The sequence below is a fragment of the Citrobacter sp. GW821-FHT07H02 genome (assembly GCF_059418505.1).
The window spans coordinates 179,336-205,810 of the sequence record NZ_JBWKPZ010000001.1 but is presented as its reverse complement, the minus strand read 5'-3'; the positions used below and the strand labels follow the sequence as shown (position 1 = coordinate 205,810).

22 protein-coding genes, 1 tRNA gene and 1 pseudogene are annotated in these 26,475 nt (G+C 52.8%); 10 read left to right on the top strand and 14 right to left on the bottom strand.

The annotated features are described in order from the left end of the window. Positions 1-27: 27 nt before the first annotated feature. Positions 28-1,410 carry an efflux transporter outer membrane subunit gene (locus AC07NP_RS00955; RefSeq protein ID WP_494659302.1) on the bottom strand — a complete coding sequence of 461 codons (1,383 nt, stop codon included), beginning with the start codon at positions 1,408-1,410 and terminating at the stop codon, positions 28-30. Between the two features lie 194 nt (positions 1,411-1,604). Between AC07NP_RS00955 and cusR the strand changes: the two genes are divergently transcribed. Together cusR and AC07NP_RS00945 are read left to right on the top strand one after the other, a co-directional pair. Then, positions 1,605-2,288 (top strand): copper response regulator transcription factor CusR, encoded by a 684-nt coding sequence (gene cusR / locus AC07NP_RS00950; RefSeq protein WP_203358566.1) that lies wholly within the window; start codon positions 1,605-1,607, stop codon positions 2,286-2,288. Continuing rightward, positions 2,278-3,732, top strand: a complete 1,455-nt coding sequence (locus AC07NP_RS00945) for a Cu(+)/Ag(+) sensor histidine kinase (protein ID WP_494659301.1) — start codon at positions 2,278-2,280, stop codon at positions 3,730-3,732. Before cusR ends, AC07NP_RS00945 begins: the two co-directional genes overlap by 11 nt. Positions 3,733-3,802: 70 nt before the next feature. On the opposite strand, the gene AC07NP_RS00940 is transcribed toward AC07NP_RS00945, so the two are convergent. The 9 genes from AC07NP_RS00940 to AC07NP_RS00900 form a co-directional block, all read right to left on the bottom strand. Then, the gene (locus tag AC07NP_RS00940; protein ID WP_494659300.1) at positions 3,803-6,247 is read right to left on the bottom strand and encodes an ankyrin repeat domain-containing protein; all 2,445 of its coding nucleotides are present in this window, start codon (positions 6,245-6,247) and stop codon (positions 3,803-3,805) included. Between the two features lie 67 nt (positions 6,248-6,314). Beyond that, a complete protein-coding gene (locus AC07NP_RS00935) occupies positions 6,315-7,520 on the bottom strand; it encodes a glycosyltransferase family protein (RefSeq protein WP_494659299.1) in 1,206 nt (401 codons plus the stop codon). Continuing rightward, positions 7,521-8,087, bottom strand: coding sequence for a hypothetical protein (locus AC07NP_RS00930; RefSeq protein WP_494659298.1), 567 nt, complete (start codon positions 8,085-8,087; stop codon positions 7,521-7,523). Beyond that, complete coding sequence (locus AC07NP_RS00925; protein ID WP_494659297.1) at positions 8,084-9,208, bottom strand: glycosyltransferase; 1,125 nt, start codon at positions 9,206-9,208, stop codon at positions 8,084-8,086. The genes AC07NP_RS00930 and AC07NP_RS00925 overlap by 4 nt, the downstream gene beginning before the upstream one ends. After that, positions 9,199-10,170, bottom strand: coding sequence for an NAD-dependent epimerase/dehydratase family protein (locus AC07NP_RS00920; RefSeq protein WP_494659296.1), 972 nt, complete (start codon positions 10,168-10,170; stop codon positions 9,199-9,201). Before AC07NP_RS00920 ends, AC07NP_RS00925 begins: the two co-directional genes overlap by 10 nt. Positions 10,171-10,234: 64 nt before the next feature. Continuing rightward, complete coding sequence (locus tag AC07NP_RS00915) at positions 10,235-11,521, bottom strand: F390 synthetase-related protein (protein WP_494659295.1); 1,287 nt, start codon at positions 11,519-11,521, stop codon at positions 10,235-10,237. After that, positions 11,518-12,324 (bottom strand): MBL fold metallo-hydrolase, encoded by an 807-nt coding sequence (locus AC07NP_RS00910; RefSeq protein ID WP_494659294.1) that lies wholly within the window; start codon positions 12,322-12,324, stop codon positions 11,518-11,520. The genes AC07NP_RS00915 and AC07NP_RS00910 overlap by 4 nt, the downstream gene beginning before the upstream one ends. Further along, on the bottom strand, positions 12,302-13,318 hold the full coding sequence (locus AC07NP_RS00905; protein WP_494659293.1) for an NAD-dependent epimerase/dehydratase family protein: 1,017 nt from the start codon (positions 13,316-13,318) through the stop codon (positions 12,302-12,304). The genes AC07NP_RS00910 and AC07NP_RS00905 overlap by 23 nt, the downstream gene beginning before the upstream one ends. After that, positions 13,315-14,322 (bottom strand): 3-oxoacyl-[acyl-carrier-protein] synthase III C-terminal domain-containing protein, encoded by a 1,008-nt coding sequence (locus tag AC07NP_RS00900; protein ID WP_494659292.1) that lies wholly within the window; start codon positions 14,320-14,322, stop codon positions 13,315-13,317. Before AC07NP_RS00900 ends, AC07NP_RS00905 begins: the two co-directional genes overlap by 4 nt. Before the next feature lie 430 nt (positions 14,323-14,752). Here AC07NP_RS00900 and AC07NP_RS00895 point away from each other — a divergent pair, with 430 nt between their 5' ends. The 5 genes from AC07NP_RS00895 (at position 14,753) to AC07NP_RS00875 (ending at position 21,290) form a co-directional block, all read left to right on the top strand. Next, positions 14,753-16,420, top strand: coding sequence for an ATP-binding protein (locus tag AC07NP_RS00895; protein WP_494659291.1), 1,668 nt, complete (start codon positions 14,753-14,755; stop codon positions 16,418-16,420). Next, entirely contained in the window at positions 16,398-17,099 is a 702-nt protein-coding gene (locus AC07NP_RS00890; RefSeq protein ID WP_494659290.1) for a response regulator, read from the top strand. The genes AC07NP_RS00895 and AC07NP_RS00890 overlap by 23 nt, the downstream gene beginning before the upstream one ends. Positions 17,100-17,277: 178 nt before the next feature. Further along, complete coding sequence (locus AC07NP_RS00885) at positions 17,278-18,366, top strand: ABC transporter substrate-binding protein (protein WP_494659289.1); 1,089 nt, start codon at positions 17,278-17,280, stop codon at positions 18,364-18,366. 91 nt (positions 18,367-18,457) lie between these two features. Beyond that, positions 18,458-20,227, top strand: coding sequence for an ABC transporter permease (locus AC07NP_RS00880; protein WP_494659288.1), 1,770 nt, complete (start codon positions 18,458-18,460; stop codon positions 20,225-20,227). Then, positions 20,220-21,290 carry an ABC transporter ATP-binding protein gene (locus tag AC07NP_RS00875; protein WP_301696588.1) on the top strand — a complete coding sequence of 357 codons (1,071 nt, stop codon included), beginning with the start codon at positions 20,220-20,222 and terminating at the stop codon, positions 21,288-21,290. Before AC07NP_RS00880 ends, AC07NP_RS00875 begins: the two co-directional genes overlap by 8 nt. Positions 21,291-21,551: 261 nt before the next feature. Here the strand turns inward: AC07NP_RS00875 and AC07NP_RS00870 are convergent, their stop codons facing one another. Genes AC07NP_RS00870 through AC07NP_RS00860 form a run of 3 tightly spaced genes read right to left on the bottom strand, consistent with a single transcriptional unit; the run spans position 21,552 to position 24,134 of the window. After that, the gene (locus AC07NP_RS00870; protein WP_276292507.1) at positions 21,552-22,616 is read right to left on the bottom strand and encodes a DUF2955 domain-containing protein; all 1,065 of its coding nucleotides are present in this window, start codon (positions 22,614-22,616) and stop codon (positions 21,552-21,554) included. Then, entirely contained in the window at positions 22,606-23,673 is a 1,068-nt protein-coding gene (locus AC07NP_RS00865) for an HlyD family secretion protein (protein ID WP_276292508.1), read from the bottom strand. The genes AC07NP_RS00870 and AC07NP_RS00865 overlap by 11 nt, the downstream gene beginning before the upstream one ends. Beyond that, positions 23,670-24,134, bottom strand: coding sequence for a MarR family transcriptional regulator (locus AC07NP_RS00860; protein ID WP_494659287.1), 465 nt, complete (start codon positions 24,132-24,134; stop codon positions 23,670-23,672). Before AC07NP_RS00860 ends, AC07NP_RS00865 begins: the two co-directional genes overlap by 4 nt. 264 nt (positions 24,135-24,398) lie before the next feature. On the opposite strand from AC07NP_RS00860, the pseudogene AC07NP_RS00855 reads away from it, so the two are divergent. After that, positions 24,399-24,548: pseudogene (locus AC07NP_RS00855) on the top strand (DUF4942 domain-containing protein); the annotation flags it as partial. A 95-nt stretch (positions 24,549-24,643) separates the two neighbouring features. On the opposite strand, the gene AC07NP_RS00850 reads toward AC07NP_RS00855, so the two are convergent. Continuing rightward, positions 24,644-24,720: transfer RNA gene (locus AC07NP_RS00850), tRNA-Arg, on the bottom strand. 254 nt (positions 24,721-24,974) lie between these two features. Here AC07NP_RS00850 and fimW point away from each other — a divergent pair. Together fimW and AC07NP_RS00840 are read left to right on the top strand one after the other, a co-directional pair. Beyond that, complete coding sequence (gene fimW, locus AC07NP_RS00845; RefSeq protein ID WP_494659548.1) at positions 24,975-25,568, top strand: fimbria biosynthesis transcriptional regulator FimW; 594 nt, start codon at positions 24,975-24,977, stop codon at positions 25,566-25,568. A gap of 177 nt (positions 25,569-25,745) precedes the next feature. Beyond that, complete coding sequence (locus tag AC07NP_RS00840; protein ID WP_494659286.1) at positions 25,746-26,471, top strand: EAL domain-containing protein; 726 nt, start codon at positions 25,746-25,748, stop codon at positions 26,469-26,471. Positions 26,472-26,475 lie beyond the last annotated feature (4 nt).

Below are 26,475 nucleotides of genomic sequence, written 5' to 3'. Positions count from 1 at the left end.
ATTGTCTCCTGAGTGTGTATCCTGGTGTTATTCCGCCCAACCGCCGCCCAGTGCAGTGAACAGCCTAATTTCATTCACCTGTCGGGCATAATTGAGATCAAGTAAGGTTTGTTGCGTGGTAAACAGCGAACGTTCTGCATCCAGCACGTTGATGTAACTCACCGCGCCGTTTTGATAGAGCGCTCTGGCACGTTGCAAAGTAATGTTCAGGGAATCCAGATAGCGTTGTTGCGCGGTCATTTGATCCGCCAGGCTTTGGCGTAATGCCAGTGCATCCACCACCTCTTTAAAAGCGTTCTGGATCTTTTGCTCGTAATTCACCACCGACTGCTGCTGGCGAATTTCGGCTAAATCAAGATTGGCCTGGTTACGACCGGCATTAAAAATCGGCAACTCCACTTTAGGGATAAATTTCCACATCCCATTACCGGGATTAAATAAACTGGAAAGATCGCTGCTACTGCCTGAAAGCGAACCGGTCAGCGTAATGGAGGGGAAAAATGCCGCACGCGCTGCGCCAATATTGGCATTGGCCGCCATTAATGCGTGTTCAGCTTCCATAATATCCGGACGCTGTAATAAGATTTGCGAGGAGAGCGAAGGCGGTAATTTGACGCCGTTGATATCTCCGGCGTTCCCCACGTTCTCATTGGGTAACGTTGTGTAGCTCCCCAACAGCAGTTGTAAGGCATGCGTGGCCTGCGCCAGCTCTCCCTGCCGTTTTGCGATGTCAGCCCGCGTACTTTCAATGACGCCCCGCGCCTGCTCCAGCGCCAACACGTTGGTGCTGCCGGTCAGCAGCTGTTTTTCGACAAACGCGTAGGAGCGTTGATAGTTTTGCAATGTTTCCCGCGCGACCTGCAGTTGCGCATAGGCCAGGCGCTGGTTGAAATAACTTTGCGAGACGTTCGAGATTAATAAAATATGCACCGCGCGACGGGCTTCTTCACTGGCGAAAAAGTTCTGTCGGTCAGCTTCGCTCATATTCTTCAACCGGCCAAAGAAGTCCAGATCGAAACTCAAATTTAACCCGGCTTCATATTCGCGGGTCGTACGGGAGTCCCCTTCGACTTTACCACTCCAGCTACCGCTCGAGTCTGCGTTGAGCTGCGGATATCGGTCGGCATCCGTCACCTGATATTGCGCTCGCGCTTCCTGCACCTTCAGCGTTGCCATGCGCAAGTCCCGGTTGTTGCGCAGCGCCTCGCCAATCAGCGTCTTCACCTGCTCGTCCACGAAAAAAGTCCGCCAGCCGGTCTCCTGATACCCCGTTGTCGCGGGGACCATCGCATTTTGCGAGAGGGAAAATTGTTGCGGTACGGGGGATTCCGGGCGCTGGTAGTCCGGCGCCAGTGAACATCCTGTCAGGACAAATAAAGCACTGAGGGTAAGACGCTTAAATGTGTACATAATCCTTTTCGCCCGCCGTGGACCCGTAACCCTAATGTGAAAATGAACTCATACCCCGTACCTTACCGAAATGACTCTGGCTAACCCGTGACAGCAAAATGACAAAACTGTCATTTTCCGAATAACCGATTGCTATCCGATCCGGCTTCTCTAGAATTGAGAGCCCGCACAGTCAATGCGTGAAGGAATAAGTGATGAAGATTTTGATAGTCGAAGATGAAAACAAGACCGGCGAATATCTGACCAAAGGTCTGACAGAAGCCGGATTTGTGGTGGATCTGACCGATAACGGACTGAACGGTTATCACCTCGCGATGACCAGTGATTACGATCTGCTCATCCTCGACATCATGCTGCCAGACGTGAACGGCTGGGATATCGTGCGTATGCTGCGTGCCGCCAACAAAGGGATGCCGATCCTCCTGCTCACGGCGCTGGGCACCATTGAACATCGGGTTAAAGGTCTGGAACTGGGCGCGGATGATTATCTGGTGAAACCGTTCGCCTTCGCCGAATTGCTGGCCCGCGTCAGAACCCTGTTGCGCCGTGGCGCGACGGTGATAGTGGAGAGTCAATTTCAGGTGGCTGACTTAACCGTGGATCTGGTCAGCAGAAAAGTCACCCGCAACGGAACGCGGATCACCTTAACCAGTAAAGAATTCACCTTGCTGGAGTTTTTCCTGCGCCATCAAGGGGAAGTGTTACCACGTTCGCTGATTGCCTCCCAGGTATGGGACATGAATTTTGACAGCGACACCAACGCCATCGATGTGGCGGTCAAACGCCTGCGCGCCAAAATAGACAATGAATTTGAGCCGAAACTCATTCAGACCGTTCGTGGCGTTGGCTATATGCTTGAGGTGCCGGATGGCCACTAAGCGGTTTCGCCGCCCTTTCTCGCTGGCGACCCGACTGACATTTTTTATCAGCCTGGCGACCATCGCCGCCTTTTTCGCCTTTGCCTGGGTCATGATCCACTCGGTAAAAGTCCACTTTGCCGAACAGGATATTAATGACTTAAAAGAGATAAGCACGACGCTGGAGCGAATTCTCAACCAACCCGAAGAGCCGGAATCCCGCCGTCTGGAAACCCTGCGAAATGTGGTTTCGGGCTACTCAAACGTGATGATTTCTCTCGAAGATGCCAATAAAAAGGCCATTTTTCATTCACCTGGCGCTCCTGACCTGCGCGAGTTTATCGGTCGTGCAACGCCGGATAAAAATGCCGGTAACGGCGACGTCTTTTTACTTTCCGGCCCGACCCTGAACATGCAGGGGCACAATCAGGGACACGGCGCTCACTCTACCTGGCGGATGATCCGTCTGCCGGTGGGGCAATTACCTGACGGCAAACCCGCCTGGACGCTGTATATGGCGTTATCGATAGATTTTCATCTGCACTATATTAACGACCTGAAAAACAAGCTGATTATGACAGCCTCGTTGGTCAGCATACTGATTATTTTTATCGTCCTGCTTGCCGTGTATAAAGGCCACGAACCGATCCGCAGCGTGAGCCGACGCATTCAAAATATGACCTCAAAAGATCTTGATGTCCGCTTAGATCCGCAGGCCGTGCCGATCGAGCTGGAACGTCTGGTTATCTCGTTTAATCACATGATTGAGCGTATTGAGGATGTTTTTACTCGCCAGTCCAACTTCTCCGCCGATATCGCCCATGAAATCCGAACCCCGATCACCAATCTGGTGACGCAAACCGAGATTGCGCTCAGCCAACCCCGCAGCCAGAAAGAGCTGGAGGATGTGCTGTATTCCAATCTCGAAGAGTTTGGCCGTATGTCGAAGATGGTGAGCGATATGCTGTTCCTCGCACAGGCAGACAACAATCAGCTCATTCCGGAGAAAAAAGCGCTGAACCTGGCGGATGAAGTAGGCAAAGTCTTCGACTTTTTCGAAGCCTGGGCTGAAGAGCGCGAGGTGAATTTGCGCTTTGAAGGCCGCGCATGCTGGGTATCCGGCGACCCCATTATGTTACGCCGGGCGTTAAGTAATTTACTCTCCAATGCGATGCGTTACACCCCGAAGGGAGAATCCGTCACCGTGCGGCTTTTTGAGACGCAGAATCAGGTGCAGATTATTGTTGAGAACCCTGGAACCCCTATTTCCCCGGAGCATTTACCGCGGCTGTTTGACCGGTTCTACCGTGTAGACCCCTCCCGTCAACGTAAAGGCGAAGGCAGCGGCATTGGGCTGGCGATTGTGAAATCGATCGTCATCGCCCATCAGGGAACCGTCGCCGTCACCTCTGATTTACGCGCCACCCGTTTTATTCTGACGCTGCCAAAACATGCTGCGTTTTAATATCGCGTTGTCATGATGCCGGAGAGTTCAGAGCCATCCCACTCAGATGGCTCTGACCGTAAGCGAAACCTTACCAGAAGCGTTTTCTCAGCGCGGTTTCAATCTCAATATCCACCCGATAGAACTGCAAAATGACCCAAACCGCATCGACCAGTGCTTCGGTCAGTGCCGGATAATCATCCTCAATGAGAGTGTTGATCTGCCCGACGGTTTCATCGATATATTCCTGAACGCCTTCTTCAAATTCCTCTTTGGTGGCCTGATTGCGAAAAAAGCTGAAGTTATCCAGTTGTTCAATTAACAGGTCTACCTGTTCTTCAATACTGTTTAACTGGGCAGCCGTAACATCGGGATCGCTGGCTACCGGTTTAAAAAAACTTTTCACTTTGGCTTTCAGTTCGATAATCGTCGGAATTTGGCTTCTCTGCGAGGCCGCACTGCTGGCCTCTGGGCGGGCTTTTATTACCCGCGGTTGTGGTTCCATTGCCTTAATGACGGGTTTATCTTCGCCTGCAGGCAAGACAGGTTGCTCTGGTTCGCTTTCTGCTTTGGTGGGAATGGGCGCAGTTTCCCCCTTGATCTGCTGCTGTAGACGGCGGTGGAAATAGCTCTCTGGCTCAGGGATGGCGAGCGCGTGTTCAAGCTGCGCGTGGCTATACGGCACCATCTGGAGAAGTGCCTCAAATATCTCTTTATAATTCAACTGGATTACGACCACGAGCGGACTGTTGCCATGGCAATCCTCCACCGTTAAATCAGCACCATACTGCTGTAACAGCTTCAGGATCCGCACAGCCGTGGATTCAAAACGAGGAAACTCATTTGAGCCACCGCCGGTGATGGCACACAGGGCAGGCGTGGTGCCCTCACCATTACGCGCATTAGGGTTGGCCCCCTGCTCCAACAGAACGTCGACGCAGGATTGGGCACCGTAGTAGCAGGCGCACATCAACGGCGTAAATTGTTCATCGACTGAAAACTCTTCGAGTTTCGCGCCATGTTGTAACAGAAGCTGAACGGTCTGACGACGTATGGGTCCGGTTATTTCAGCTAACGAGTAGGTCGAAATGGCTTTATGTAAGATAGGGGAGTTATCGTGACCACAATGGGTATGAATATCGCCCCCCTGGTGAATCAACCATTCAAGCAGTTGAGTACGACAAGAAATAGCGGCGGCTGAGACAAAGTTTGTGTCGTAAATATTGGTGAGGCTTAAATCAAGTCCCAATGGCTGCAAATACTCCATCACCTTAATGATCGTTTCCTGGTCTTCTTTCCATGAACCGCGCTGAGTGATGGTCAGTAAGGTCGGTTCTTCTACGGAGCCAAATTTCTTATTGATATCCAGACCATACTGCAAAAAGAGATCGAGAAACTGGGGTAAGAACGTTCTTTTTTCTACCATTGGGTAAATGAGTAATCGTAGATTTGACCAGTTCAACATCTCATACGGTTTACCGTTGTTGACGAACTCACTGTTGGGATCAGCGCCATATTTGAGTAACAGTTCAAGAGCCTGATAGATGTAATCGCGCTTATTGGGATCGGTAAAATGAGGATTATTCAGATACTGGCTAATCAACGGTGCCTGATAAGCGTCTGGTGGCGTCATCTTATAGATGCGATTGATATCGACAGTGACTTTAAGCAGTTTTTCGACTATTCGCAAATCAAACTCTGAGGTCAGCGCCGTGTAGACCAGACTTTTGGCGCGAGAGTCTGCTTTCAGTTCTGGATAATTGTCGAGCAAATATTCGCAATAGTCCGCTGCTTTTTCGTAAACACACAATTCCAGCAGATTGGCGTCATCCCAAAAGCTGCTATCATTGGCCATAATGTAGCGCTCTTTTTTATAATCCGGATAGCGTTTCACCAACGGTGCAAATGCCTCAAGCCCCCAAAATTGGTTTGATCGAATAATATCTTCAATCAGCGTGGTCTCTTCAATATTGAGAGTGATATTTTTATTTATGATATGTACAAACAGCTCTTTACTTTGTTCTGAATATAATATTTCCAATGGGTGATTTAGCTCGCCATTAGTCCAAAAACTCACCGGTTTATTGATATCCAGGTGAGACTCAAGCAGAAGATCTATCATGTCTTTACGTTGACTTTCCTGATAGACATACTGTGGATCAGGATGAAAAAGGTAGTTGAGCCAACAATTATTAAATTTATTCTGATAATAAAGATCTGCGCCAGCGCTGAGATAAAGCGTCACTAGCTGTGTATTATTGAACTCGATAGCCGAATGAAACGCGCTGAAACCATTACACTCGATGTGTGCCCCTTTATCGAGCAGGTATTGCACCAGAGAGACATCTGACTCTGGGTTACGCGTCAGGGGAACCAGCACGTTACACGGAGAAATTTCGGGGTCAATAAAATTAATATCACCACCATTCGCCAGGTACTTATCGATTTTCTGTATTTTTTTAGCTGTCGATAGTTTGCTGTCTAAGCAAATTTGCCGTAGCGTGAGTTTATTATCATTAAAAATCCAGTTTAGCATAGAATTCCTTATAACCTGTTAATAATAAAGAGTTTTCATACATTCAGGTAAATCGTAACTTTGCTTATTATTGCGGGTCTGAAACATCCGCATAAACCAGCGCCATTAATAACGGTCCCGCCGTTTCCAGTCCTTTTAATCCGTCCTTAATCCAGATCCCTTTCCCGCTCCAGTCTAGCCGTGCTGCATGATCAAACTGGTCATAATCCACCGGATACACCAGCGCCGGAATATTCTTCTCCAGGCAATGCCACATAATCCCGGCACCACCGTGGTGAATGACCGCATCATAGCGCGTCAGCCAGTTGTCATAATTCACCCAGGACAGGCGGTAAACATTGTCCTGTTGCTGCTGTCCCGCAACGGTCTGATGCCCATCGGTGAAATGGAATACCCAGTCCGGCAGGGTGCTCGCCAGCGCAATAACCGCGTTCATCACCGCATCTTTATGCCAGTCCAGATGTGTACCGAGCGTCACCAGTACGTGGCGCTTATTGGCTTCGAATGGCGGTGCCACGCACTGGGTTGGCGGCGTGTAGAGTGCCGGGCCGATAAAACTGACAGCTGCAGGCCAGCTGCGCGGGAATTCGAATGTTTCTTCGCTGAGCGCCAGAATGCGCAGCGGCGAGTAAGCGCTTTCGCTGCCATCCTGCCGATACAGGCTTTCGATACCTGTCTGGCGAATAACGTCGCGAAACAGCCAGAATACGGCGTGTTTAAACAGCCGCACTTTTTTTCGTTGCAAGGCGTGCCACAAACGCTGATACCCGTTCTGCGCAGGCATTAACCCGCCGCAGTACGCAGGCGCGCCATCGGGAGTGTCAAGCACGCAGGGTGACGGCAAACTGCTCCACCACAGAACGTCACGCCGGCGACAAACTTCACCGACAATCGGCAGTGTAAAATCAGCGATCGCCAGATCGGGCGCACCTTCACGCAGCCACAACTGTTCCAGTTCATCGCCGAAGCTTTTCAATAACCCCACAACCCGGCGAAACTGCCGATACAACCGCAGCGGATGGGAGCCTACCGCATATTTCGGATTCACGACCGACAACAGCGGCGTATCGTAATCGCCAGGCAGCGACAGCCCCATCAGCCCCGCCGCCGCGACAGAAGACGCAACACCTCGGGTGCTGATAATGCGTACCTGATAACGTTCCGACAGCACGCGCCCCATCGCCAGCACGGGATGTAGATGGCCGGAAAACGGCGGCGCCAGCAAATCAATACGGGTAACCCCCGCAGGAATCAGATCGAATAAACGCTGCATCTACGCTCCCTGTCTGCCTGGTTCATCAATAAACTGGCGACACAGCGCCGCCAGTTGCGGCTGTTCAAGATAATTCATATGACCGCAGGCAATGCGTCTGTCCGCGTGTCGAAACCAGCAGCGCGAAATCCAGTCCTGCTCTCCTTGTACCAGCAAATGGCGGCAGTCCGGTCGGCGACGGGCAACCGGACCAAAGGCAAAAACACTGATACGCGCCAGCCACTCAGGCGGTAAGCGCAACTGATTAAACAACTCCAGTCCACAACTGCCACAGAGCAGTACCGTATGGTTTGCTGACGCCAGCATCTCCAGCGCCTGTTGCTGGTAGCGCAGGGCAAAGCCAGCTTGTCGCGCACCAAGATATTCCCGTGCATTATTGACGCTGGCGCGCAGCAGGCCGGTTGCCAGCCACGGCTCGGGTTGAGCACTCCACGGAAAATTCACCGCAACCGGCTGATGATGGCCGACAACCCGCTGTATAAATGCCGACTGCAAAGGACTGAGCGACGCGTTATCCGGACGGCTACGGCCGGTAATAAATGCAATCTGCAGATCAGGTTTTTTCATAGCGACGTAAAACAATCGTTGCTGAAAATACGGTAGCGACGCGAACGCCAGTAAATGGTGCGATTAACCAGCGCATGCAGCAGATGGAAAGGCTGGAGTAATTCGGACAACAATGACAACAACGGATGCGCGGGAATTTCCGGTGCGACGGCGCGCTGGACACCACGCAGCGCCAGATGGCGTATCACAACGATTCCCACCAGCAGAGCGCCGTGTGCCGCGCTGCCGAACGCCAGAACCAGCAACGCCCAAAGCAGCAGCGGGTGCAGTCCCTGCAGCAGAAAAATCGACAGATTAACTGCCGCGCTTTTTTCACGCATCAGCAGCGTGGCAAACAGGAACCAGCGATGCATCTGGCGGAAATAGCGTGTACCGTCGGCCACGCTGGTCTGCACACGCACCGCCGCAGTCGACTGCACAATGCGTACACCATGACGCGTTAACAGCGTCGCCATCGCCAGATCGTCCGTCAGGTGACGCAACACTGGCGCAAAGCCGCCAGCGCGCTCCAGCGTTTCACCGCGGATGGCATAACACATCCCATTCAGCGTCAGCGGCGGTGCGAACGTTAACAGCGGCAAATAGGTCAGTGCAGAATTATCGTTTACAAACTGCGCCAGCATACGAGAAGGCAGGTTGTCCGCCGCGCGATACCAGGGAAGCGCAGTCACCAAAGTATTATCCGTCAGCTCGCCCAGCATGCGGCGCAATGACGCCGCGCTCAATACCGCATCATCGTCCAGCACCAGAATAACGTCGCGGGCGACCTGCGCCCTCGCCTGCTCCAGCTTAAACAGCTTGGGATTAACACCTTCCGGCGCCTGAGGAAAGGAGAAAACCGTAATATGCTGCTGTGGATAGCGCTGTTGCAAACGATGCGTCACCCGCGCGGCTTCTGCATCGTCATCATCGATAAGCCAGAAAAATGCCGTGCCGCTTAACTGCTCAACGGTTGACGCCAGGACGCTTTCCAGCGCCGGATCGCCGCTGAGGATCGGTTGTATCACCGTCACCTCTTCCCGTTCGCCATGACAACCACGATCTGCTGTACGTAATATCCTGAGCGCAAAAAAGAGCTTAAAGAGCAGGATAAGCAGCCAGAGGAGAGCAATCAGCAGCATGCGTTCACCGTCCGATAATGTTGTAAAAAATCCTGCACACTTTGCGAAAGAGTGCCGTCTGGCGCGCCAAAGTCTTCGCGCATTGCGGTGATATCCAGCGTAGCGGCATAACTAAACACCCCGACGCCAAAACGGGTGATCGGCGGTTCACCCGCCAGAGGAAGCCAGCGCCATAGCCACTCCAGCGCCCCCGCAACGCGCAACGCGGTGTCAGGACGTACTGTTTTTACCGGCAACGGCAGATCCAGTTGTCGCAACACATCATCCAAAAAGGCAGCCGTCTCAACGGGTTGTCCCGCCGAAATGTTATAGCAGCTTCTCAACTGCGGGTGGCGAGCCGCCCGCAGCAGATAATCACACAGCATCCCCACCGGCATAATATCGGCCTGCGCTGGCGTGACATCGTTTCGCAGCCTGACAAGCTGCCCTTTTTTGGCCGCGCTCAGCAATGGCGGGAACAGCAATCGATCGCCCGCACCGAACACCGCGCAGGGGCGAAAAATTGTTTTCTCACCACGGTAGGCCTTCACTAACGCTTCAGCCTGATACTTACTGCGGCCATACTCACTGGTGAACTGCGGCCCGATTTCCGCGTTTTCACGCACGTTGAATTGATGGGCAAAGCGCGAATAGACCGCTGAACTCGACAGCAGTATCAAGCGGGGAAAACCGCGCTGAATGCAAAAGTCGATCACCTGCCGGGTCGTTTCAACATTATCGCGTTCATAGTCCTGTGGCGTTCCCCAGGGCGAGGTTCTGCCTGCGGCGTGGATAACCACATCCGGCATAACGTTGAGTTCTGCAAGCCTCTCCAACGGCAACGCGTGATAACGCACGGTGGGCGGGAAATCGTTTACCGCTCGCCGTCCAACACCACAGAGTTCAAGATCGGCACGGTCAGCAAAGCGGCGCAGAAACGTGCTGCCAATAAACCCCGATGCGCCGGTCAGCAATATCTTCACCCTCACACTCCTGACGTGCGCAACCGCGCTTCACGACAACCGGGCAAACACCGTGCAGTCAGTCTCATTCCCGTCTCCACTGGCAAATAATTCGTCGACGTTTACTGTCAAATTGCGTCGGGGGTGTTTGCGATATTAACGACCAGCTCAGACGTGAAGTGTCGATGCCCTGACGGACAAACAGTTGCTCCAGCGCACGACGGCACTGTTCCAGACGTGGCAGGTCGCAATCGGCCATCAACCGGAGATGATCGGCTGCGGTTTGCACCAGCCGATAATCCGCCGTCAACGGTAACACCTGCGCCAGCACACGGCTGCACGGGTCGGCAAACACCGTATGCGCGCCGCCACCGTCACCCGGCATTAAGAGTTGGTCATCCTGCCGCCCTTCAATCCGTTCAAGAGTCCGCGTCACGCTGCCGCACGCGCAAGGCGTATCGCTGGCAACCAATACATCATCCAGTCGGTAACGGACAATCGGCTGCGTGGTGCGGGTAAAGTCGGTAATAATCGGTACAAAACGCCGCTCATCAAGCCATTCAGGCTCGATATACATAAACTCTTCATTCAGATGCAGCGTGCCACAGCGACAGGTTGTAGCCAGAAAACCTTCAGTGGCCTGATAGATTTCCCCTACGTCGCCAAACACTTGCTGCAACAGCTCACGATCTTGCGCTTCCAGCACTTCCGCCACGGAAATAACCTTTTTGACGTTCAGCGACAATTCCCCCGCCATCACCGCCAGCGCCAGCGCACGCAACACCTGGGCGGGCGCGACAAGCAACGTCGGCGATTGCTGCTCTAGCTGTGACCACTGCTGGCGAAACGGCGCAAACAGATCGTAGAACATCAGGCTTAACCAACGGTTGTTGACGCTATGATAGAGATGGTTGTCTGCACGCAGAAATAGCGCGACGCGCTCTCCGGCAAACAGGCCGTCTGGCAGCACTTTCGCCAGCATGCCCGCCGCCCAAATTTGTTGCTCCTGCGGGCTGACGACAAACAAGCCGCGCCTGCCGGAACTGCCTGACGATAACCCGACGCTGAATCGGCCCACCTTCGGCGTAAAATCGCGGCTGCGCTCACTGCTCAGCGCACAGTCCATCAACGCCTGCTGGCGCAAACCGGCCGTATTCATCTCGTCAAAGTGCGTCATCATTAGCGCTTTATCCATCAGCGGCCATTGCTCAAACGGCAGCGAGAGCCAGCGCCGGAACCACGGACTGTTTTTCAGCACCCGACGCCGAAATGCACGCAGTTTTTTTTCCTGCCACGCCTCCAGCTGTTCGCGTCGGGTAAAGCGTAGCTGGCGAAAACGAAAATATCGCCACAGCGTCATCAGCGGGATCACAGATCCCCCTCGTGACACAGACGAATGGTTACAGCGCCTGCACGCCACAACTGGTTCATTTTCTCGAGGGTGCGCCCGTAAACGGCAGAATCGGCCAGCACCAGCCTGGCCAGTCGCGACGGGCCGCGAAGTTCCTGATAGTTAGCGGGTGCCCATGCGGCATCGCCTGCCAGCAATGTCCAGCCCTCATCCGTCAACACAAACGCGCCGATGTGGCCCACCGCATGCCCGGGGAGATCGACTAATATGATTTGCCCATCGCTATCGGGCAGCAAGTAACCCCGTTCAAACGGCGCCAACGCTGCGGGGAGCGTCAGGGTGTCGAAGCTTTCGATAAAGCGTAATGACGTTTCAAAGTCAGGGGGGATCAACCCCGGAATAAACGCTTCGCGTAACGCCGCCAGACCCCGTAACGGGCGTACATGGTGCCATCCCTCACCGGAACAGACACAGGCAACATCCGGGAAATCACGCAGCCCGGCAATATGATCGGCATGAAAGTGCGAAAGAATAATGCCGTCGATATCGTTGCCAGCCAGCCCGAGCGCATCCAGTTGATTGACTAACGACAGTTTCTCGTCGAAATAGACCGGGGTAAGGTGGCGGTAGACACGAAAAATACCGGTGCGAGTGTAGCGATCAAACCAGGACGAATAGCCCGTATCCCATAGCCAGCGGCGATCGCCGACTTCCAGCAGCCAGACTCGTGCAGGAAATTTACACACCCGAAATCCGGCGCCTTTCACCGCCATACAACCGATGTGTGTACAGTACCCTATTTCAAATTCGCTGATTTTTGCCATGTGTCCTTAGCCACTCACCGGTTAGGGCTACCCCTTCTTCCATTGAAAATCGGGGCCGGTATCCCAGCTCATTCATTGCGTTTTCCGCGCTCAGCGTCATATCAAAACTAAGGGTTCCCGCACTATAGCGGGTGACCGGCGGTTCCCTGTCGAGACATTTCCCGACCAGTTCCATGCCACGCGCCACCAGCGACAGCAACGGCCAGGGCACGGTTTTGATCTGATAATTCAGCTGCAGTTGCTGATGCAGTAGCGCGTCCAGCATCGCGTTAAGCCGCTGCGGCTGATGATTCGTCACGTTATACACACCGCCGGAACGCAGCGCCGGTTTGCGCGTCGCCAGTTCCATGGCATACACCACGTTTTGAACAAAGGTTAAATCCAGCAACGTCTCACCGCCGCGCGGCAAACGCAGCACCCCGCCATCACGCTGCAGTTGCTGCAATAAGCGCGGGATGATGACGTTATCGTGCGGGCCAAACAGACCACGTGGGCGCAGCCGTACAAAGGTGGTTGCAGGGAAACGCGTTACGGCGGCGCTAATCTCCTGCTCCGCCAGCCATTTGCTGTGGGCATAATGGCTGGAAAAAGATCGCGCGCGGTAGCTTTCCGTAAGATTGTGATGATGCTGAAAATCAAAGTAGACTGCGGGGGTCGAAATATGGATAAAACGCGGTGTCTGAGCGTGCCCGGCGGCCTGTGCCAACATGCGCGAAGCGTGAACGTTCGCCATGAAAAATTCGGACTGTTTCCCCCACGGTGACGATTTAGCAGCACAGTGCCACACCGCGTCGCAGTCCGCCATCAACCGGATGCAGTCATTCTGATGCGCCTGCGTCAGATCCAGCGGAGTAAAATGCGCACCCGCTTGTGCCAGCTGTTTCCCCACCTCCCGGTTACGTCCTGTCGCCACGACATGATGACCGTTTTCCAGCAAATATTGCGCCGCATTGCGCCCGAGGCCGCTGGTTGCGCCAGTCACCAGTATTTTCATGGCAGTATAACCATACCAGCCAGCGTAAGACCCGCGGCAGTGCCAATCAGCATCACTGGATTACCCGGCGTAAACCGACCGCTGTTAACGGCTTCATGCAGCGCTGTTGGGATTGAGGCGGCAACCTGATTGCCATAGTAACGATAAATATCCACCAGCGCTGTAGCGGGCACATGCAGGCGTTTGCGCATATGTTCGAGGGAAAGGTGGCTCGCCTGGTGGGGCACCACGGTGGCTATATCCGCCAGTGTCAGCCCGCTTTTTTGCAGCAGCCGGGCGAAATAGCCCTCAATCAGCGAGGAGGCATAACGAAACAACGGCTTGCCCTGCATTTGAAAGAGAAAATCGCTTTCAGTCATACCGACGCGCGGATTACACCGGGTGCCACCCGCACGGATTTCGCAAAACTCGCTGCCGTCGGGATACATTTCAATCAGGCTGGCGACAATACCGCTGCGCCCGTTGCCGCGTTCGACAATCGCGCATGCCGCGCCATCACCAAAAATGAGTGAGGATTCTTCGTGATTCCAGTCGATACCGCGCGAGGCCAGATCCGCAGAGACAATCGCTACCCGTCGGTAAGCACCGCTGTTCAGTAATCCGGCGGCCACTTCCAGCGCCGAAATAAAGCTGACGCAGCTGCTATTAATATCAAATCCCGCTACACCGGGCGGCATACCCGCCGCTTTCAGAATATGAATAGCACTGCACGGCAGCGCCTGAACAGCCACCGCAGAGGCGCAAATCAACAGATCAATAGAGGAAGGTGCAAGGCTACCTGCTTTTAGCGCCTGATGTAGCGCCTCTGCCGCCAGCCCTGCCTGGCTGTCATGATGCGCGGCGTGATAACGGTGGACAATCCCACAACGTTTTTCCACATAACCCGCCGCTTTGCCGAGTCGGCTATCCAGTTCGGCAGACGTGACGCACGTCGACGGTAAGGCAATCCCTGTCGCAACAATTTTACACATTGTGACCGGCGAGTCTGAGTGTGTTTTTTCCATTAAACCAACCGTCGCCTTATTCTGTTCAATCAGTAAAAAAATCAATTCTGTCAGGCAGTTATTCTCGCCAAGGCAGAATAAGCACTATACCGTCAGAAGGCTTAAAAGCAACTATGAAACATGATGATTGCCGTGCGTAAATATTTTTTATATACCGTGATTATTGAATCAACTACAAACTATCCTGGGCTGACTTTCACCGCTAATCGTGCCCTGCTGCAATACCGTATTTACCGGGATATCCATTGCTCTCTAATTTATTTAGCACGTCATAGATGTGGACAATAGAAAATAGCATCATTGCGCATCACCCTGTAATGGCTCAGAGAGTCTAGCCAGCTCACAACTCTGCTTTCGCCTGATTACGCCCTGCATTGGAGCATGGTAGGCTCCGCGGATGTCTCTTTTTTGTATTCCTGCCGCAGGTCGTATGAAACGCAGACTCCCTTTTCAGGTGAAACTTTTTTTGTCTCTGGTGGCCTTTTCCTGCCTGTTATTAATTCTGCTGGGCGCGATCCTGTTTCATTTTATTGACCGGCAACTGCACCACGATCTCGGGCAGCGAGCGCGCGTTCAGGCCAGCGAAATTGCGCTAATGCCGGGGCTTGCAGAAAAAATCGCCGCCCGGGATATCGCCGGCATTGCCCGCTTAATTCAGCCGCTGCGCGCGCAAAGCGACGCCAGTTATATTGTCATTGGCGACGTCAACGAACAGCATCTCTACCATTCAGAGTCCCCGGAGCGTCTTAATTTACCCATGATCGGTGGGGATAATGCGGAAGTTTTACAGGGGAAAACCATTATTTCGGTGCGTAAAGGTGGGATAGGCGTTTCATTGCGCAGCAAATCCCCGGTCTTCAATGCCGATCATCAGGTCATCGGTATCGTCTCGGTAGGCTATCTCACGTCATATATCGCTAATATTAATGCCCGCATTCTCTGGCAGGCGGGATTATATGGCATCGCCCTTTTGCTTCTGTTGTTTCTCTTTTCCTGGATGTTTACCCGCAATCTCAAAAAACAGATGTTCCGGCTCGAGCCCAAAGACATTGCCCTGTTGGTCCGCCAACAAAAAGCGTTGCTTGAAGCTATGTATGAAGGCGTATTTGCGGTTAACGGCGAACGGCAGCTGATATTAATCAACCGTGCCGCCAGAGAATTACTGGATATTCACCAGTCGGAAAAAGAGCTCATCGGTAAACCGCTGGAGAATGTATTACAGACCTCTCCGGACTTTTTTTCTCAGCCTCCAGCCTCAAAAAGCAGCGACCGCCACGACCACATTGCCGTGCTCAATCAGCGCCAGGTGATCGTCAATCGCGTCGCCATTGAACTGGAACCCGGCATTGAAAGCGGCTGGGTATTTAGTTTCCGCGATAAAAACGACATTAACACCCTCAGCAGTCAGTTAAGCCAGGTAAAACGCTACGCCGACAACTTGCGCATCATGCGCCATGAACAGCTGAACTGGACCGCGACGCTGGTAGGCCTGTTGCAGATGCAACATTATGACGAAGCTATTCGCTATATTCAGGCGCAGTCAGAAGGAGCGCAGAAAGTGCTGGATTTTGTCTCGGCCCATTTCGCGTCTCCGGCGCTGTGCGGACTGCTGTTGGGAAAATACGTCAGCGCGCGGGAGAAAGGCATCGAACTCCAGTTTGACCCCGCCTGCCAGTTGACCCGCCCTCCGGCCATGCTCAGTGAAACAGAACTGATGTCTGTCATTGGCAACCTGCTGGACAATGCCGTCGATGCTACGCTAAAAGCCGCCAATCCCGCCGCACCCGTGGAGCTGTATATTTCGGACAGAAATCAGGAACTGCTGATCGAGGTCGCCGACAGGGGCTGCGGCGTGGATGATGCGGCAAAACCCCATCTCTTCAGGCAGGGGTTCAGCAGTAAACCCGCAAACGACGATGACATCATAGGATCAGAACACGGTATCGGCCTGTATCTGGCGGCAGGCTATATTAATAAGGCGGGCGGCAGCATCGAAATCACCAACAACATACCGCAAGGCACTATTTTTTCGGTGTTTATTCCCTACACACATTCCAGTTCGACAGGGCTAAAGCATGACAAATTCGCGGGCGCTTGATGTCGTCATTGTTGAGGACGAACCCCATCTCGCCGAACTCCATCGCGAGTATATCGAACAGCATTTTCATTTACGCGTTGTGGGTATCGCCACCACTCTCGAAGAGGCCCGCACTTTGATTAGCCGACATCGGCCGCGTCTGGTCCTGTTGGATAACTATTTGCCGGATGGTCAGGGCGTCGAACTCATCGACAGCCCATTGCTGAAAAGTTTTGAGTGTTCAGTGATTTTCATTACCGCGGCAAGCGACATGCAAACCTGCAGTCATGCGATGCGCAGTGGCGCGTTTGATTACCTCATTAAACCGGTATTCTTCCAGCGTCTGCGCGCATCACTGGAACGTTTTATGCTGCTGGTCAACGCCATGCGTCAGGTGAAGGTAGTCGATCAGCATGCCCTGGATCGGTTGTTCAACCTGCCCACTGGCGAGGTATCCCCCACTCCGTCCACCAAAGGGATTGAATCCAATACGCTGGAGCGCATTAAGCGCTTTTTTACCGACAACCCGGAAAACAACTGGTCGGTGGAAGAGGTGGTGGAAAACGTGGGGATCAGCAAAACCACCGGCCGTCGCTACCTGGAATATTGCGTGGAGGTGGGGTTTATCCGCGTCGAAATGCTGTATGGCAACATCGGCCATCCGAGGCGGCTGTATCTTAAAGCGCCTGGCACAGAATAAACGGCGACACAACGCGTCAGTCTGCCGATGATTTTTCGTGGTTTTAATGGTGTTAATTGTCTAAACAATGCCCATAATCACACTTCAGAAACGGAACCCTTGCCCCCCTATTGTCTGACTGACGACATACGCTATGTTGACCATTAGTTCCTCAAATGTAACTAAAAGGTTAATTATAATGTCGAACACATTCCGTATCTCTCTGATCGCTACTGCTGTGCTGATCTCTACTTCTGCAATGTCTGCATTACCGCAAGGCTACCCGGCTGACTATCAAAACGTCGTCGATGCTGCGACCAAAGAAGGCAAATTGGTGGTCTACTCCACTACCGATACCAAATCCGCCGACCCGCTGATTAAGGGTTTCGAAGCCACTTATCCCGGCATTAAAGTTGAATACAACGATATGAACAGTACCGAACTGTACAACCGTTTTATCAGCGAACAGGCTTCCGGTAGCAGTAGCGGTGACGTGGTCTGGAGTTCATCGATGGATACCGCATTGAAGCTCGCCGCCGATTACGCGCAGGAATACACCTCCCCCGAGCAAAGCCAGTTGCCGAAATGGTCCATCTGGAATAATAAGGCGTATGGCACCACCTACGAGCCGGTGGTTTTCATCTATAACAAACGCCTGATCCCGGCAAATGAAGTTCCCGACTCCCACGCTGCGCTGGCGAAACTTGTCGCCAGCCAGGCAGACAAATTCAAAAGCAAAGTGACCACCTACGATGTTGAGAAATCCGGTGTTGGCTTTATGCTCTCTGTTCAGGATTCCAAAGCCGATCCGAACTACTTCAAAACGCTGGCAGAGGTCGCCAAAGGTGGCTTAGCGGTGCAGTCTTCCACCGGTACCATGATGGAAAGGGTCTCCTCGGGCGAAAACCTGATTGGTTACAATATCCTGGGTTCCTACTCTGAAGCGCGTGCTAAGACGGATCCCTCGTTAGGTATCTCGTATCCAAAGGATTACACCCTGGTCCTGTCACGCGTTTCCTTTATCAGTCAGCAGGCGCAAAACAGCAATGCCGCCAAACTGTGGCTGGACTATGTGTTGTCTGAAAAAGGGCAAAGTATTCTGGCGAATCAGGCTGATATCCCGTCAATTCGTAACGATATCGAAGGGGATAATGACATCAACGGGATGACCAAAATGCTCGGCCAGGCCCTGAAACCGATCCCGGTGGATGAAAGCCTGCTGGAATACCTGCAGCCGAAAAAACGTCTGGAATACATCAAATTGTGGCGCGAAGCCGCCGCCAAATAAGACCAACCTTCACAGAAGCGCGGCCCACCCGGCGCGCTTCGCTTCGCTTTCCTGATGTCGTTATTCTGGGTTTCGGAACCAGGGATACACTATGAATGCAATACACAGAAAGTGGCAAAGTCTGCCGCGTGGCGCGGTGGTACTGATAACGGCATTGGTTATCTATATTCCACTGTCGTTCATTATGATACAGAGTTTCTTGTCGGCCCCCTTCTTTTCCCCGACAAAAGCCTGGAGCCTTGAATCCTTTGGCTTCATTTTCACCGATCCTGATTTCTATAAAGCCCTCAAAAGCGGCTTTATTCTCGCCTTCGGCCTGGTGGCCATCGCTATTCCGCTCGGCGGCGTGCTGGCCTTTCTGATGGTACGCACCGATTTGCCCGGTCGACGTCTCATTGAACCGCTGATTCTGGTACCGATTTTTGTTTCTCCTATGGTGCTGGGATTTGGTTATGTGGTGGCGGCCGGACCGGTGGGATTCCTCTCTTTATGGGCGCAGTCGCTGATTGGCTTTGTGCCGTGGAATATCTACGACATGTCGAGCATCGTGGTGATTGCGGGTCTGACGCATGTCCCCCACGCCTATCTTTATATCTCCTCGGCATTGCGCAGCGTGGGTTCCGATGTTGAGGAAGCCGCGCGTATTACAGGCGCATCGCCGCTTCAGGTGATGACGTCAGTCAGTCTGCCGATGGTTCGCCCGTCGATTCTGTACGCGACCGTGCTACTGTTTTTCCTCGGGCTGGAAGTGTTTGGTCTGATGCTGGTGCTGGGCGATCCGGAAGGCAATATGGTGCTGGCGACCTATTTGTATCAATTGACCAATAAACTCGGCACGCCGTCTTATCACCTGATGGCCGCCGTGGCGGTGGTGTTGATTTGCATTACTGTTCCGTTGGTCATGCTACAGCGTCGCCTGATGCGCACCGCCAACCGCTTTGTCACCATGAAAGGCAAAGCCTCCCAGGCGCGCGCGTTACCCCTGGGGAAATGGCGCTGGGTTGCCGGTGGCGTCGTGGCGTTCTGGCTGACCGTGACCATCGGCGTTCCGTTGCTGGGGGTCGTGCTGCGCGCCTTTATCTCCAACTGGGGCGTTGGGGTATCCCTGTGGGATGAACTCTCACTCAGCACCTTCCGCACTATCTGGTCACAGCCCAACCTGCTGCGCGCCATTGTGAACTCCATGTCCATCGGCGTGGTTGGCGGCGCGCTGGCGGTTGCCTGTTATCTGTTTGTCGGCATCGCCATGCACCGTAAACCCGACAGCACCACCCGATTTTTGGATTACAGCGTACTGGTGCCACGCGCAGTACCCGGTCTTCTCGCGGGCCTGGCATTTCTGTGGGTGTTTCTGTTCCTGCCGATGTGGCTCGATAACGCCCTGAAATCCGGCTGGCTTTCCGGTATGCCGTGGTCGCAGTGGCTGCGCGATAACCTGATTGTCTGGCTTCGTGGGATTCGCAGTACCATTTTCAGCGTTTGGCTGGCGTATACCGTGGTGTGGATGGCATACGGGCTTCGACTGATCTCCTCAACCCTACTGCAAGTGGGGCCAGAGCTTGAAGAGGCCGCACGCAGCACCGGCGCCACACGCGGGCAAATTACCCGTCATGTGACGATCCCATTATCGCGCTACGGTCTTATCGGCTCGTGGCTACTGATGTTCCTGATCTTCGAGCGTGAATATTCAACCGGTGTATACCTGCTTTCGCCAGGCACGGAAACCATTGGCTCAATGCTGGTTTCCCTGTGGGCGGCAGGCGCGATTGATATCGTGGCGGCGCTCTCCTTTATTAACATCCTGCTGGTGGTGGTAGGTCTGGGTATTGCCCTTCGTTTTGGAGTCAAATTACATGATTGAATTATCGGTCGAAAACCTGCACTTAACCTACGGCGACAATCCGGTGTTAAAAGGGGTGTCCATGAACCTGAAGCGCGGCGAGGTTGTCTCTTTGCTCGGTCCTTCAGGCAGCGGTAAAACGACGTTGCTGCGGGCGGTCGCCGGGCTGGAAAAACCCACCCAGGGATCCATTGTCATCGGCAAAAGCAAAGTTTACGACGGCACACCTCGCAGCGAGATCCCGGCTGAAGAACGTAATCTTGGGCTGGTATTCCAGTCCTATGCGCTGTGGCCCCATAAGACCGTTTTTGAGAACGTGGCATATCCGTTGAAGCTTCGCAAAGTTGCCGCAAAAGAGATCACCCAACGGGTTCAGGATGTCCTGGATCAACTGGGTCTCGGTCATCTGGGTAAACGTCATCCGCATCAACTTTCCGGTGGTCAACAGCAGCGCGTCGCCATTGGCCGGGCACTGGTCTATAACCCACCCGTCATCCTGCTCGATGAACCGCTGTCGAATCTGGATGCCAAACTACGGGAAGAGGCCCGCGTATTCCTGCGTGAACTGATCATCAATCTGGGCTTATCCGCGCTGATGGTGACGCACGACCAAAACGAAGCGATGTCCATTTCTGACCGGATCCTGCTGCTGAATAACGGCAAGATTGAACAACAGGGTACGCCGCAGGAGATGTACGGTAACCCGAAAACGTTATTTACGGCGGAATTCATGGGCAGCAATAACCGCCTGCACGGCAAAGTCACTGAACTTCGTGATGGCAGAGCGCGTATCGAAGGGTCCGGCTGGACATTATGGGGGCACGCGGGTGAAGGTGTGCAAGTGGGTCAACCAGGTACGGCGGTGATTCGTGTAGAGCGTGTCGCGTTAGTCGACGGTCCTGGCGAAAATCAGCTTGAGCTGCCTCTGCTCACCAGCATGTACCTTGGCGATCGCTGGGAATATCTTTTCCGCACCTCCGGGGATGATTTTGTCATCCGGGCTTATGGTAATGACGTTCGCGATCCTCAGCACTGCCACCTGGCGTTGCCGGAAAAACATGTCTGGATCTTCCCTAAATCCTGATACCGCAAGGGAGCGGTATTTGCCGCTCCCTGACATTGCTGGCGATGGGGCACGTTTTTATTGAACGGGGATGTACCCGCACATAGACCAACAGGTACGACTTGATGCGGGTAGAGGCAGGTATGTAAATTGACCCATTTTAGCGCCATGCACTTTTTGAGATCACGACCACACAGCACACGGGTATTTATCGGCATTAATTTGCCGGAAGACGAGATCAGAGCGGCGTTTGCGCCGCCATCCGGCACGGTAATCCCCTCATCACTCGGTAATCACAAAGCGTGTCGCCGCAAGGCAATTCAAAATCCGGTGCACCAGAAACACCATCGTTAATGTTGCCACTAACGCGACGGTCACCGAGGTGATGCGGTACAGATCGCTGAACACCAGGTCCTGATCCGGGTGCAGGTTCTGACCGAACATAATGCCGATAGTGGTGATGCTGGCAAAGCCAACGCCTGCGCCGACTTTCTCCATCACATGCAGTCGGGCACTGAAGGCCAGCCCAAGACCGATAAGCGGCATCATCAGCACCATATGGTTACTGAAATCATAAATAAGCAACTGCACCAGCAGAATATAAAAGCAGGCCAGCACCACACCGACCACGCGCCAGACTGAGCTTATCACTGCGCCGCGATAGTGCATCGGAAAGAGGATCAAAATTCCCGCCATCAGCGCCGACAGGGAATCGCTCAGATCGCAAATCTGGAAAATCACAAAGATCATGGTTGCCACCGTACCAGAGAGCAGCGACTCATGACGAACCCGGGCGGCATCTTTCTCAATACGCGGCGGTGGCTGTCGCGGCTCTACATCCGGAATCAAATAGTGCAACAGCGCGCTCAGCGCCACCGCCATCACGCAAGCTTCCATATTGGAGAACACCAGCGTATGCCAGTTCGTGGTGGGATAGCTCATAAAATTGAGCATCGTGCTTTGACACACCACGCCCATCGAGCCGAGCAGAAACAGCGGTCCTTTACTCATAAAACGAAAACGCATCACATACAGTCCAAACACCACCAGCGTCATAATCAGCGGCCACTGTGAAAGATAGCCGACGATTAGTACCATTTCGACGCAGTTCACCGCTGCGCTGAAAACAAACTGTCTTGCGACATGGCGGTTGAATACCGGCACCAGCGACAGCAGCATCAGCGGATAAACCACAAAGAACACGCCGTACTGGACGTTGTAGAACGTCGAGATGCTCAGTGCTATCGTCCCGGCAACGGAGATGCGCAGGGTCTGGCGAAAATCATTGGGGGTGTAGACAATGTTCCCATGCGGGGTAAATGCATGGGCCAGCGTATTAATAGACATAGTGAAGCCAGCTTACCAGGTGGATCTGTGCCCCGGCAAAGGTGCGGGCAAACATCCCTTCGCTGTTGTAAAGCTGCACAGTAGCACGCGCGCCGGTCGGGAGCGGTGTATCGAGCGGTTCGTTCAGCGCTACGTGAATACGCATACGCTGAGCATCGCGCACCCAGCGGGTGGACTGTTCCGGCTGCGACAGCTGGCCGTTGACCTGTTCCTGGCCGGCCAGAATACCGGCATCCCTGCTGGCCACCCGCGCGGAGAAAACCTTGCCCGGCATGGCGTCAAAGACCACGTCTGCATCGGTATCTACGCGGGTATGGCGCAAGCTTTTCTCGCGAAAATCAGCCACTATATCCGTCTGGTGGCTGACCAGCGCTAACACCGGCGTAGCGGCGGTGGCGTAAAGTCCGGGGCTAAGCTGGAGGTTACTCACCGTACCGTCGGTCTCCGCATGCACTTTGCTCCAGTTGAGATTCAACTGAGCTTCTTCCAGCGCGTTACGATATTTTTGCAGCGTTACGTTGCGGTTGTTGTCGCGCTCACCACGCTGAATCAGCAGATTCTGGATACTGGCATTGAGTGCCGCAACCGACTGCTCGCTGGTCTGCCAGGTGGTGCGCACCTTGTCGAGATCCGACTGCGACACATTCTGCATGGTGCTTAATCGCTGATAGCGATCAAAGGTCGTCTTATCATTTCGGGCGGTGAATTGCGCAGTGCGCAGGTTGGCACGTGCAGAAGCGAGCTGCGCATCCAGCTGTTGGTTGCTCAGCTTCGCCTGCTCAAAAGCAATCTGCGCAGCCTCAACCTTATTGATAAACGGCGCTGGATCCAGCTCGTACAGCAGGTCACCCTTCTTCACCTGGCTATTGTTGTGCACATAAACCTGTGAGACATAGCCGGAAACGCGCGAGGAGACAGGCGTTACCACTCGCATCACCGTAGAGTCCGGCGTCAGCGGGATCCAGATATCGGCAACGATAAACCAGGCGAATATTACCAGGAAAGCGGCAATACTCACCCTTACCCAACGGGCAAATTTTTGTTCTGGGGTCATCATAGTTGATTGTCTTCTTCGCGGATTGTCCGCAAATTGGAGGCGATTTGATTTAACGTTGCGCTGAACGAAGCGAGCTCTACCTCAGGAATGGTGCAGGTGACACTATGTTGACAGGCCTCAATCACCCGGTTTAGTTCTTCCAGCTTTGAGCGACCTTGCGTGGTAAGCGTCAGCTGACGGATGCGTTTGTCATAAGGCGATGTTGAACGCACCAGATAGCCCTGTTTTTCCAGTTGCGTGAGGGTACGCATCAGCGGCGGCAGTTCAATACCCTGCGCTTCCGCCAGCTCACTGACCGAGACGTTGTCCCCCAACTGATGCAGTTGCATTAGAACCGTCCAGCTTGACTGTGTCAGGCCGGTACCGGTGATAGCACCATCAATAATGGCACGCCACTGGCGCACCACCATTGCCATGCGCATCCCCATCGGGCGGCGGGCAAAAAGTTCATCTTCAGTCATATTTCTTCCCCCTGATAGCAGGTTAGAAAATAATACTTATCAAGATAAGTATCAAGAAACAAAGTATCCCTAAGCATGAATCGATAAATTTAGTGAATACAAAAGAGGCTGGATGCGCTATCGCCCGGCCTCTGTAAATTGACAACGCATCACGCCACCTGAACGCGTCGCAGCCCCGGCAGGGAGCCGGGGTTTATCACGTCATAGCTGTGACGCAGCATCACCCAACTGGCGGAGGCAATCGTCTCTGGCCGATGGGCCACAAATATTTACGAAGAGGGGTTCTTTAGCATTCGTGACTTTCAGAAGGGGACAGCACACTTAACTTTTAAACGTCCGGAACTGATTGAGAAGATGAACGATATGATCGCTAAACACTATCCGGGAATGCTGGCTAATCCACGCTATCGTTGATTGGCGTTGAGAAAATTGACTTACACCAGCCGTTACATAAACTTTTTGGATATGTGGCTTTTAGTGAAGGGATTTACGTAATTCATTGAGTTTAATGGTGCGCCCTGCAGGATTCGAACCTGCGACCCACGGCTTAGAAGGCCGTTGCTCTATCCGACTGAGCTAAGGGCGCATTGTGAAGTTGTGACTTCATGCGGGTGAAACGCGTGAATTATACGGTCAGCACCTGCCGAGTCAATGGCTTTCGTTCTGGTTGCTGATGAAGTGTACGAATGTCTCTACTTTCTTGTCATTTCCAGGGTTCCAGGAAATCACCTGGTAAGATCTCAGCCCCTGTAAAGAGGGATTTAAGGATATAAAGTATTTTAAAATTAATAAATTTAATTAATATTTGGCCTACCCTCTCTGCTGTTTTGGATGTTTTCTATGCTGAGTGTCGCTATCAAGGAACAAAATAGTCACTTCGAACATGGTCTGAAAATCATTATTACCCGTCTGGCTGAACAGTGGCATCAGGAAATTCAGTTTCTCCCTGTCGGCTTTCTGGATACTGCGGAAATCGCCTTCGTATCACTTGATGAAGACTGGTTTAGTGCAGGTTGCTATCAGGTTCCGGTGCATACACGACATCAGCAAAGGATCATTATTTGCAACAAAAATGAAAAAGAAAAATTGATGTTCAGGCCCTGTCTCTACATGCTTCCGCATATTTATCGTGAAGATGATGTGGAGGAGATCACCCGCAAAATGGTCCTTATTCTGCAAAAACGCGCGCTCCGTCATCGTGTTCCCCCGGCAATCTGTCATTACTGTACTACTCGCCACTTTTCTATTTTAGAACGCCAGTTATTAAAACTTCTCGCTCAAGGCTATCCCTTAGCAGAAAGCGCAGAACGCCTCTCGCTGAGCGAACATCAAGCCAAATCTATTCGCCATCGCATTATGAAAAAACTGCATCTTAAAAACGACCAACAATTTCTGCACTACATTAGAGTCAATTTAGATTTTCTGCAGGAGTAGACACCTGGCCGTTTTTCTTAGCATGTTGCGAAATGTCTCATCAATAATTAAGTAGTCTCGCCTACAGATGCGCTTTTGATGCTGCCACACTAACGCACTGGAAATATTTCAATGTACTGAAATATTCAGGAGCCGGAGATATCCAGCGGCGTTGACTCTGTTTACAGGAGCTGCTTTGTGGCAAAGAGCCCGTCAATACAGGACAGTAATTTCGGCTATACTGCTTTTCCCACCAATACAGGTCGTGCCCTTCACTCCGAATTTAGGTTAAAGCTAGAACCGATTGTTAATCTGTCTTCTGCACAAACGTTCGGCTATGAAGTGTTAACACAACTTCACCCCCCCGGGAATGCTGAACATTTTTTTGGCGAACTTCCGCCTGAACGTCTGCTGGCGCATTTTTTCCAGCAACTCACCGCTATTGCGCATTATCCCCAGGACCGTTGGTATTTCCTTAACCTCCCGATGAATGCGCTGCTGCATTGGGATTTGTTTAATTTGGCAATGGCACTCTACCCGCCGAATGTGATTATTGAAATCCAGGACCCGGAGGCATTTTTTGCCCTCAATTTGTCACAACGATCTCTGCTATATGAAAAAGTTCAGCATATTGAAGCAAATGGTATCCCGGTGTGGCTGGATGATGTCGATGAGTCATTAATCGCAACATTTGCTGCCGCAAACTGGCGTCTGAGCGGCATAAAACTGGATAAGAATGCGTTCTGGGCGTTGAGCGCATCCCCTCATAAACTGCATCAGGTTGTCCTTATGGGGTATAACATTGCAACGGCTGTACTGATTGAAGGTATTGAAAATCATCAGCAAAAGGAAATTGCCTATCGCTCTGGCGCAGACCTGGGTCAGGGATATTTATGGCCAGCGCTTTTGCCGGATAGAAAGTAAAAAA

What these genes read in the sequence shown, in the direction of transcription:
- AC07NP_RS00955 (WP_494659302.1), bottom strand. Translation starts at nt 1,410, where the DNA reads ATGTACACATTTAAGCGTCTTACCCTCAGTGCTTTATTTGTCCTGACA.
- cusR (WP_203358566.1), top strand. Translation starts at nt 1,605, where the DNA reads ATGAAGATTTTGATAGTCGAAGATGAAAACAAGACCGGCGAATATCTG.
- AC07NP_RS00945 (WP_494659301.1), top strand. Translation starts at nt 2,278, where the DNA reads ATGGCCACTAAGCGGTTTCGCCGCCCTTTCTCGCTGGCGACCCGACTG.
- AC07NP_RS00940 (WP_494659300.1), bottom strand. Translation starts at nt 6,247, where the DNA reads ATGCTAAACTGGATTTTTAATGATAATAAACTCACGCTACGGCAAATT.
- AC07NP_RS00935 (WP_494659299.1), bottom strand. Translation starts at nt 7,520, where the DNA reads ATGCAGCGTTTATTCGATCTGATTCCTGCGGGGGTTACCCGTATTGAT.
- AC07NP_RS00930 (WP_494659298.1), bottom strand. Translation starts at nt 8,087, where the DNA reads ATGAAAAAACCTGATCTGCAGATTGCATTTATTACCGGCCGTAGCCGT.
- AC07NP_RS00925 (WP_494659297.1), bottom strand. Translation starts at nt 9,208, where the DNA reads ATGCTGCTGATTGCTCTCCTCTGGCTGCTTATCCTGCTCTTTAAGCTC.
- AC07NP_RS00910 (WP_494659294.1), bottom strand. Translation starts at nt 12,324, where the DNA reads ATGGCAAAAATCAGCGAATTTGAAATAGGGTACTGTACACACATCGGT.
- AC07NP_RS00905 (WP_494659293.1), bottom strand. Translation starts at nt 13,318, where the DNA reads ATGAAAATACTGGTGACTGGCGCAACCAGCGGCCTCGGGCGCAATGCG.
- AC07NP_RS00900 (WP_494659292.1), bottom strand. Translation starts at nt 14,322, where the DNA reads ATGGAAAAAACACACTCAGACTCGCCGGTCACAATGTGTAAAATTGTT.
- AC07NP_RS00895 (WP_494659291.1), top strand. Translation starts at nt 14,753, where the DNA reads ATGAAACGCAGACTCCCTTTTCAGGTGAAACTTTTTTTGTCTCTGGTG.
- AC07NP_RS00890 (WP_494659290.1), top strand. Translation starts at nt 16,398, where the DNA reads ATGACAAATTCGCGGGCGCTTGATGTCGTCATTGTTGAGGACGAACCC.
- AC07NP_RS00885 (WP_494659289.1), top strand. Translation starts at nt 17,278, where the DNA reads ATGTCGAACACATTCCGTATCTCTCTGATCGCTACTGCTGTGCTGATC.
- AC07NP_RS00880 (WP_494659288.1), top strand. Translation starts at nt 18,458, where the DNA reads ATGAATGCAATACACAGAAAGTGGCAAAGTCTGCCGCGTGGCGCGGTG.
- AC07NP_RS00875 (WP_301696588.1), top strand. Translation starts at nt 20,220, where the DNA reads ATGATTGAATTATCGGTCGAAAACCTGCACTTAACCTACGGCGACAAT.
- AC07NP_RS00870 (WP_276292507.1), bottom strand. Translation starts at nt 22,616, where the DNA reads ATGTCTATTAATACGCTGGCCCATGCATTTACCCCGCATGGGAACATT.
- AC07NP_RS00865 (WP_276292508.1), bottom strand. Translation starts at nt 23,673, where the DNA reads ATGATGACCCCAGAACAAAAATTTGCCCGTTGGGTAAGGGTGAGTATT.
- AC07NP_RS00860 (WP_494659287.1), bottom strand. Translation starts at nt 24,134, where the DNA reads ATGACTGAAGATGAACTTTTTGCCCGCCGCCCGATGGGGATGCGCATG.
- fimW (WP_494659548.1), top strand. Translation starts at nt 24,975, where the DNA reads ATGCTGAGTGTCGCTATCAAGGAACAAAATAGTCACTTCGAACATGGT.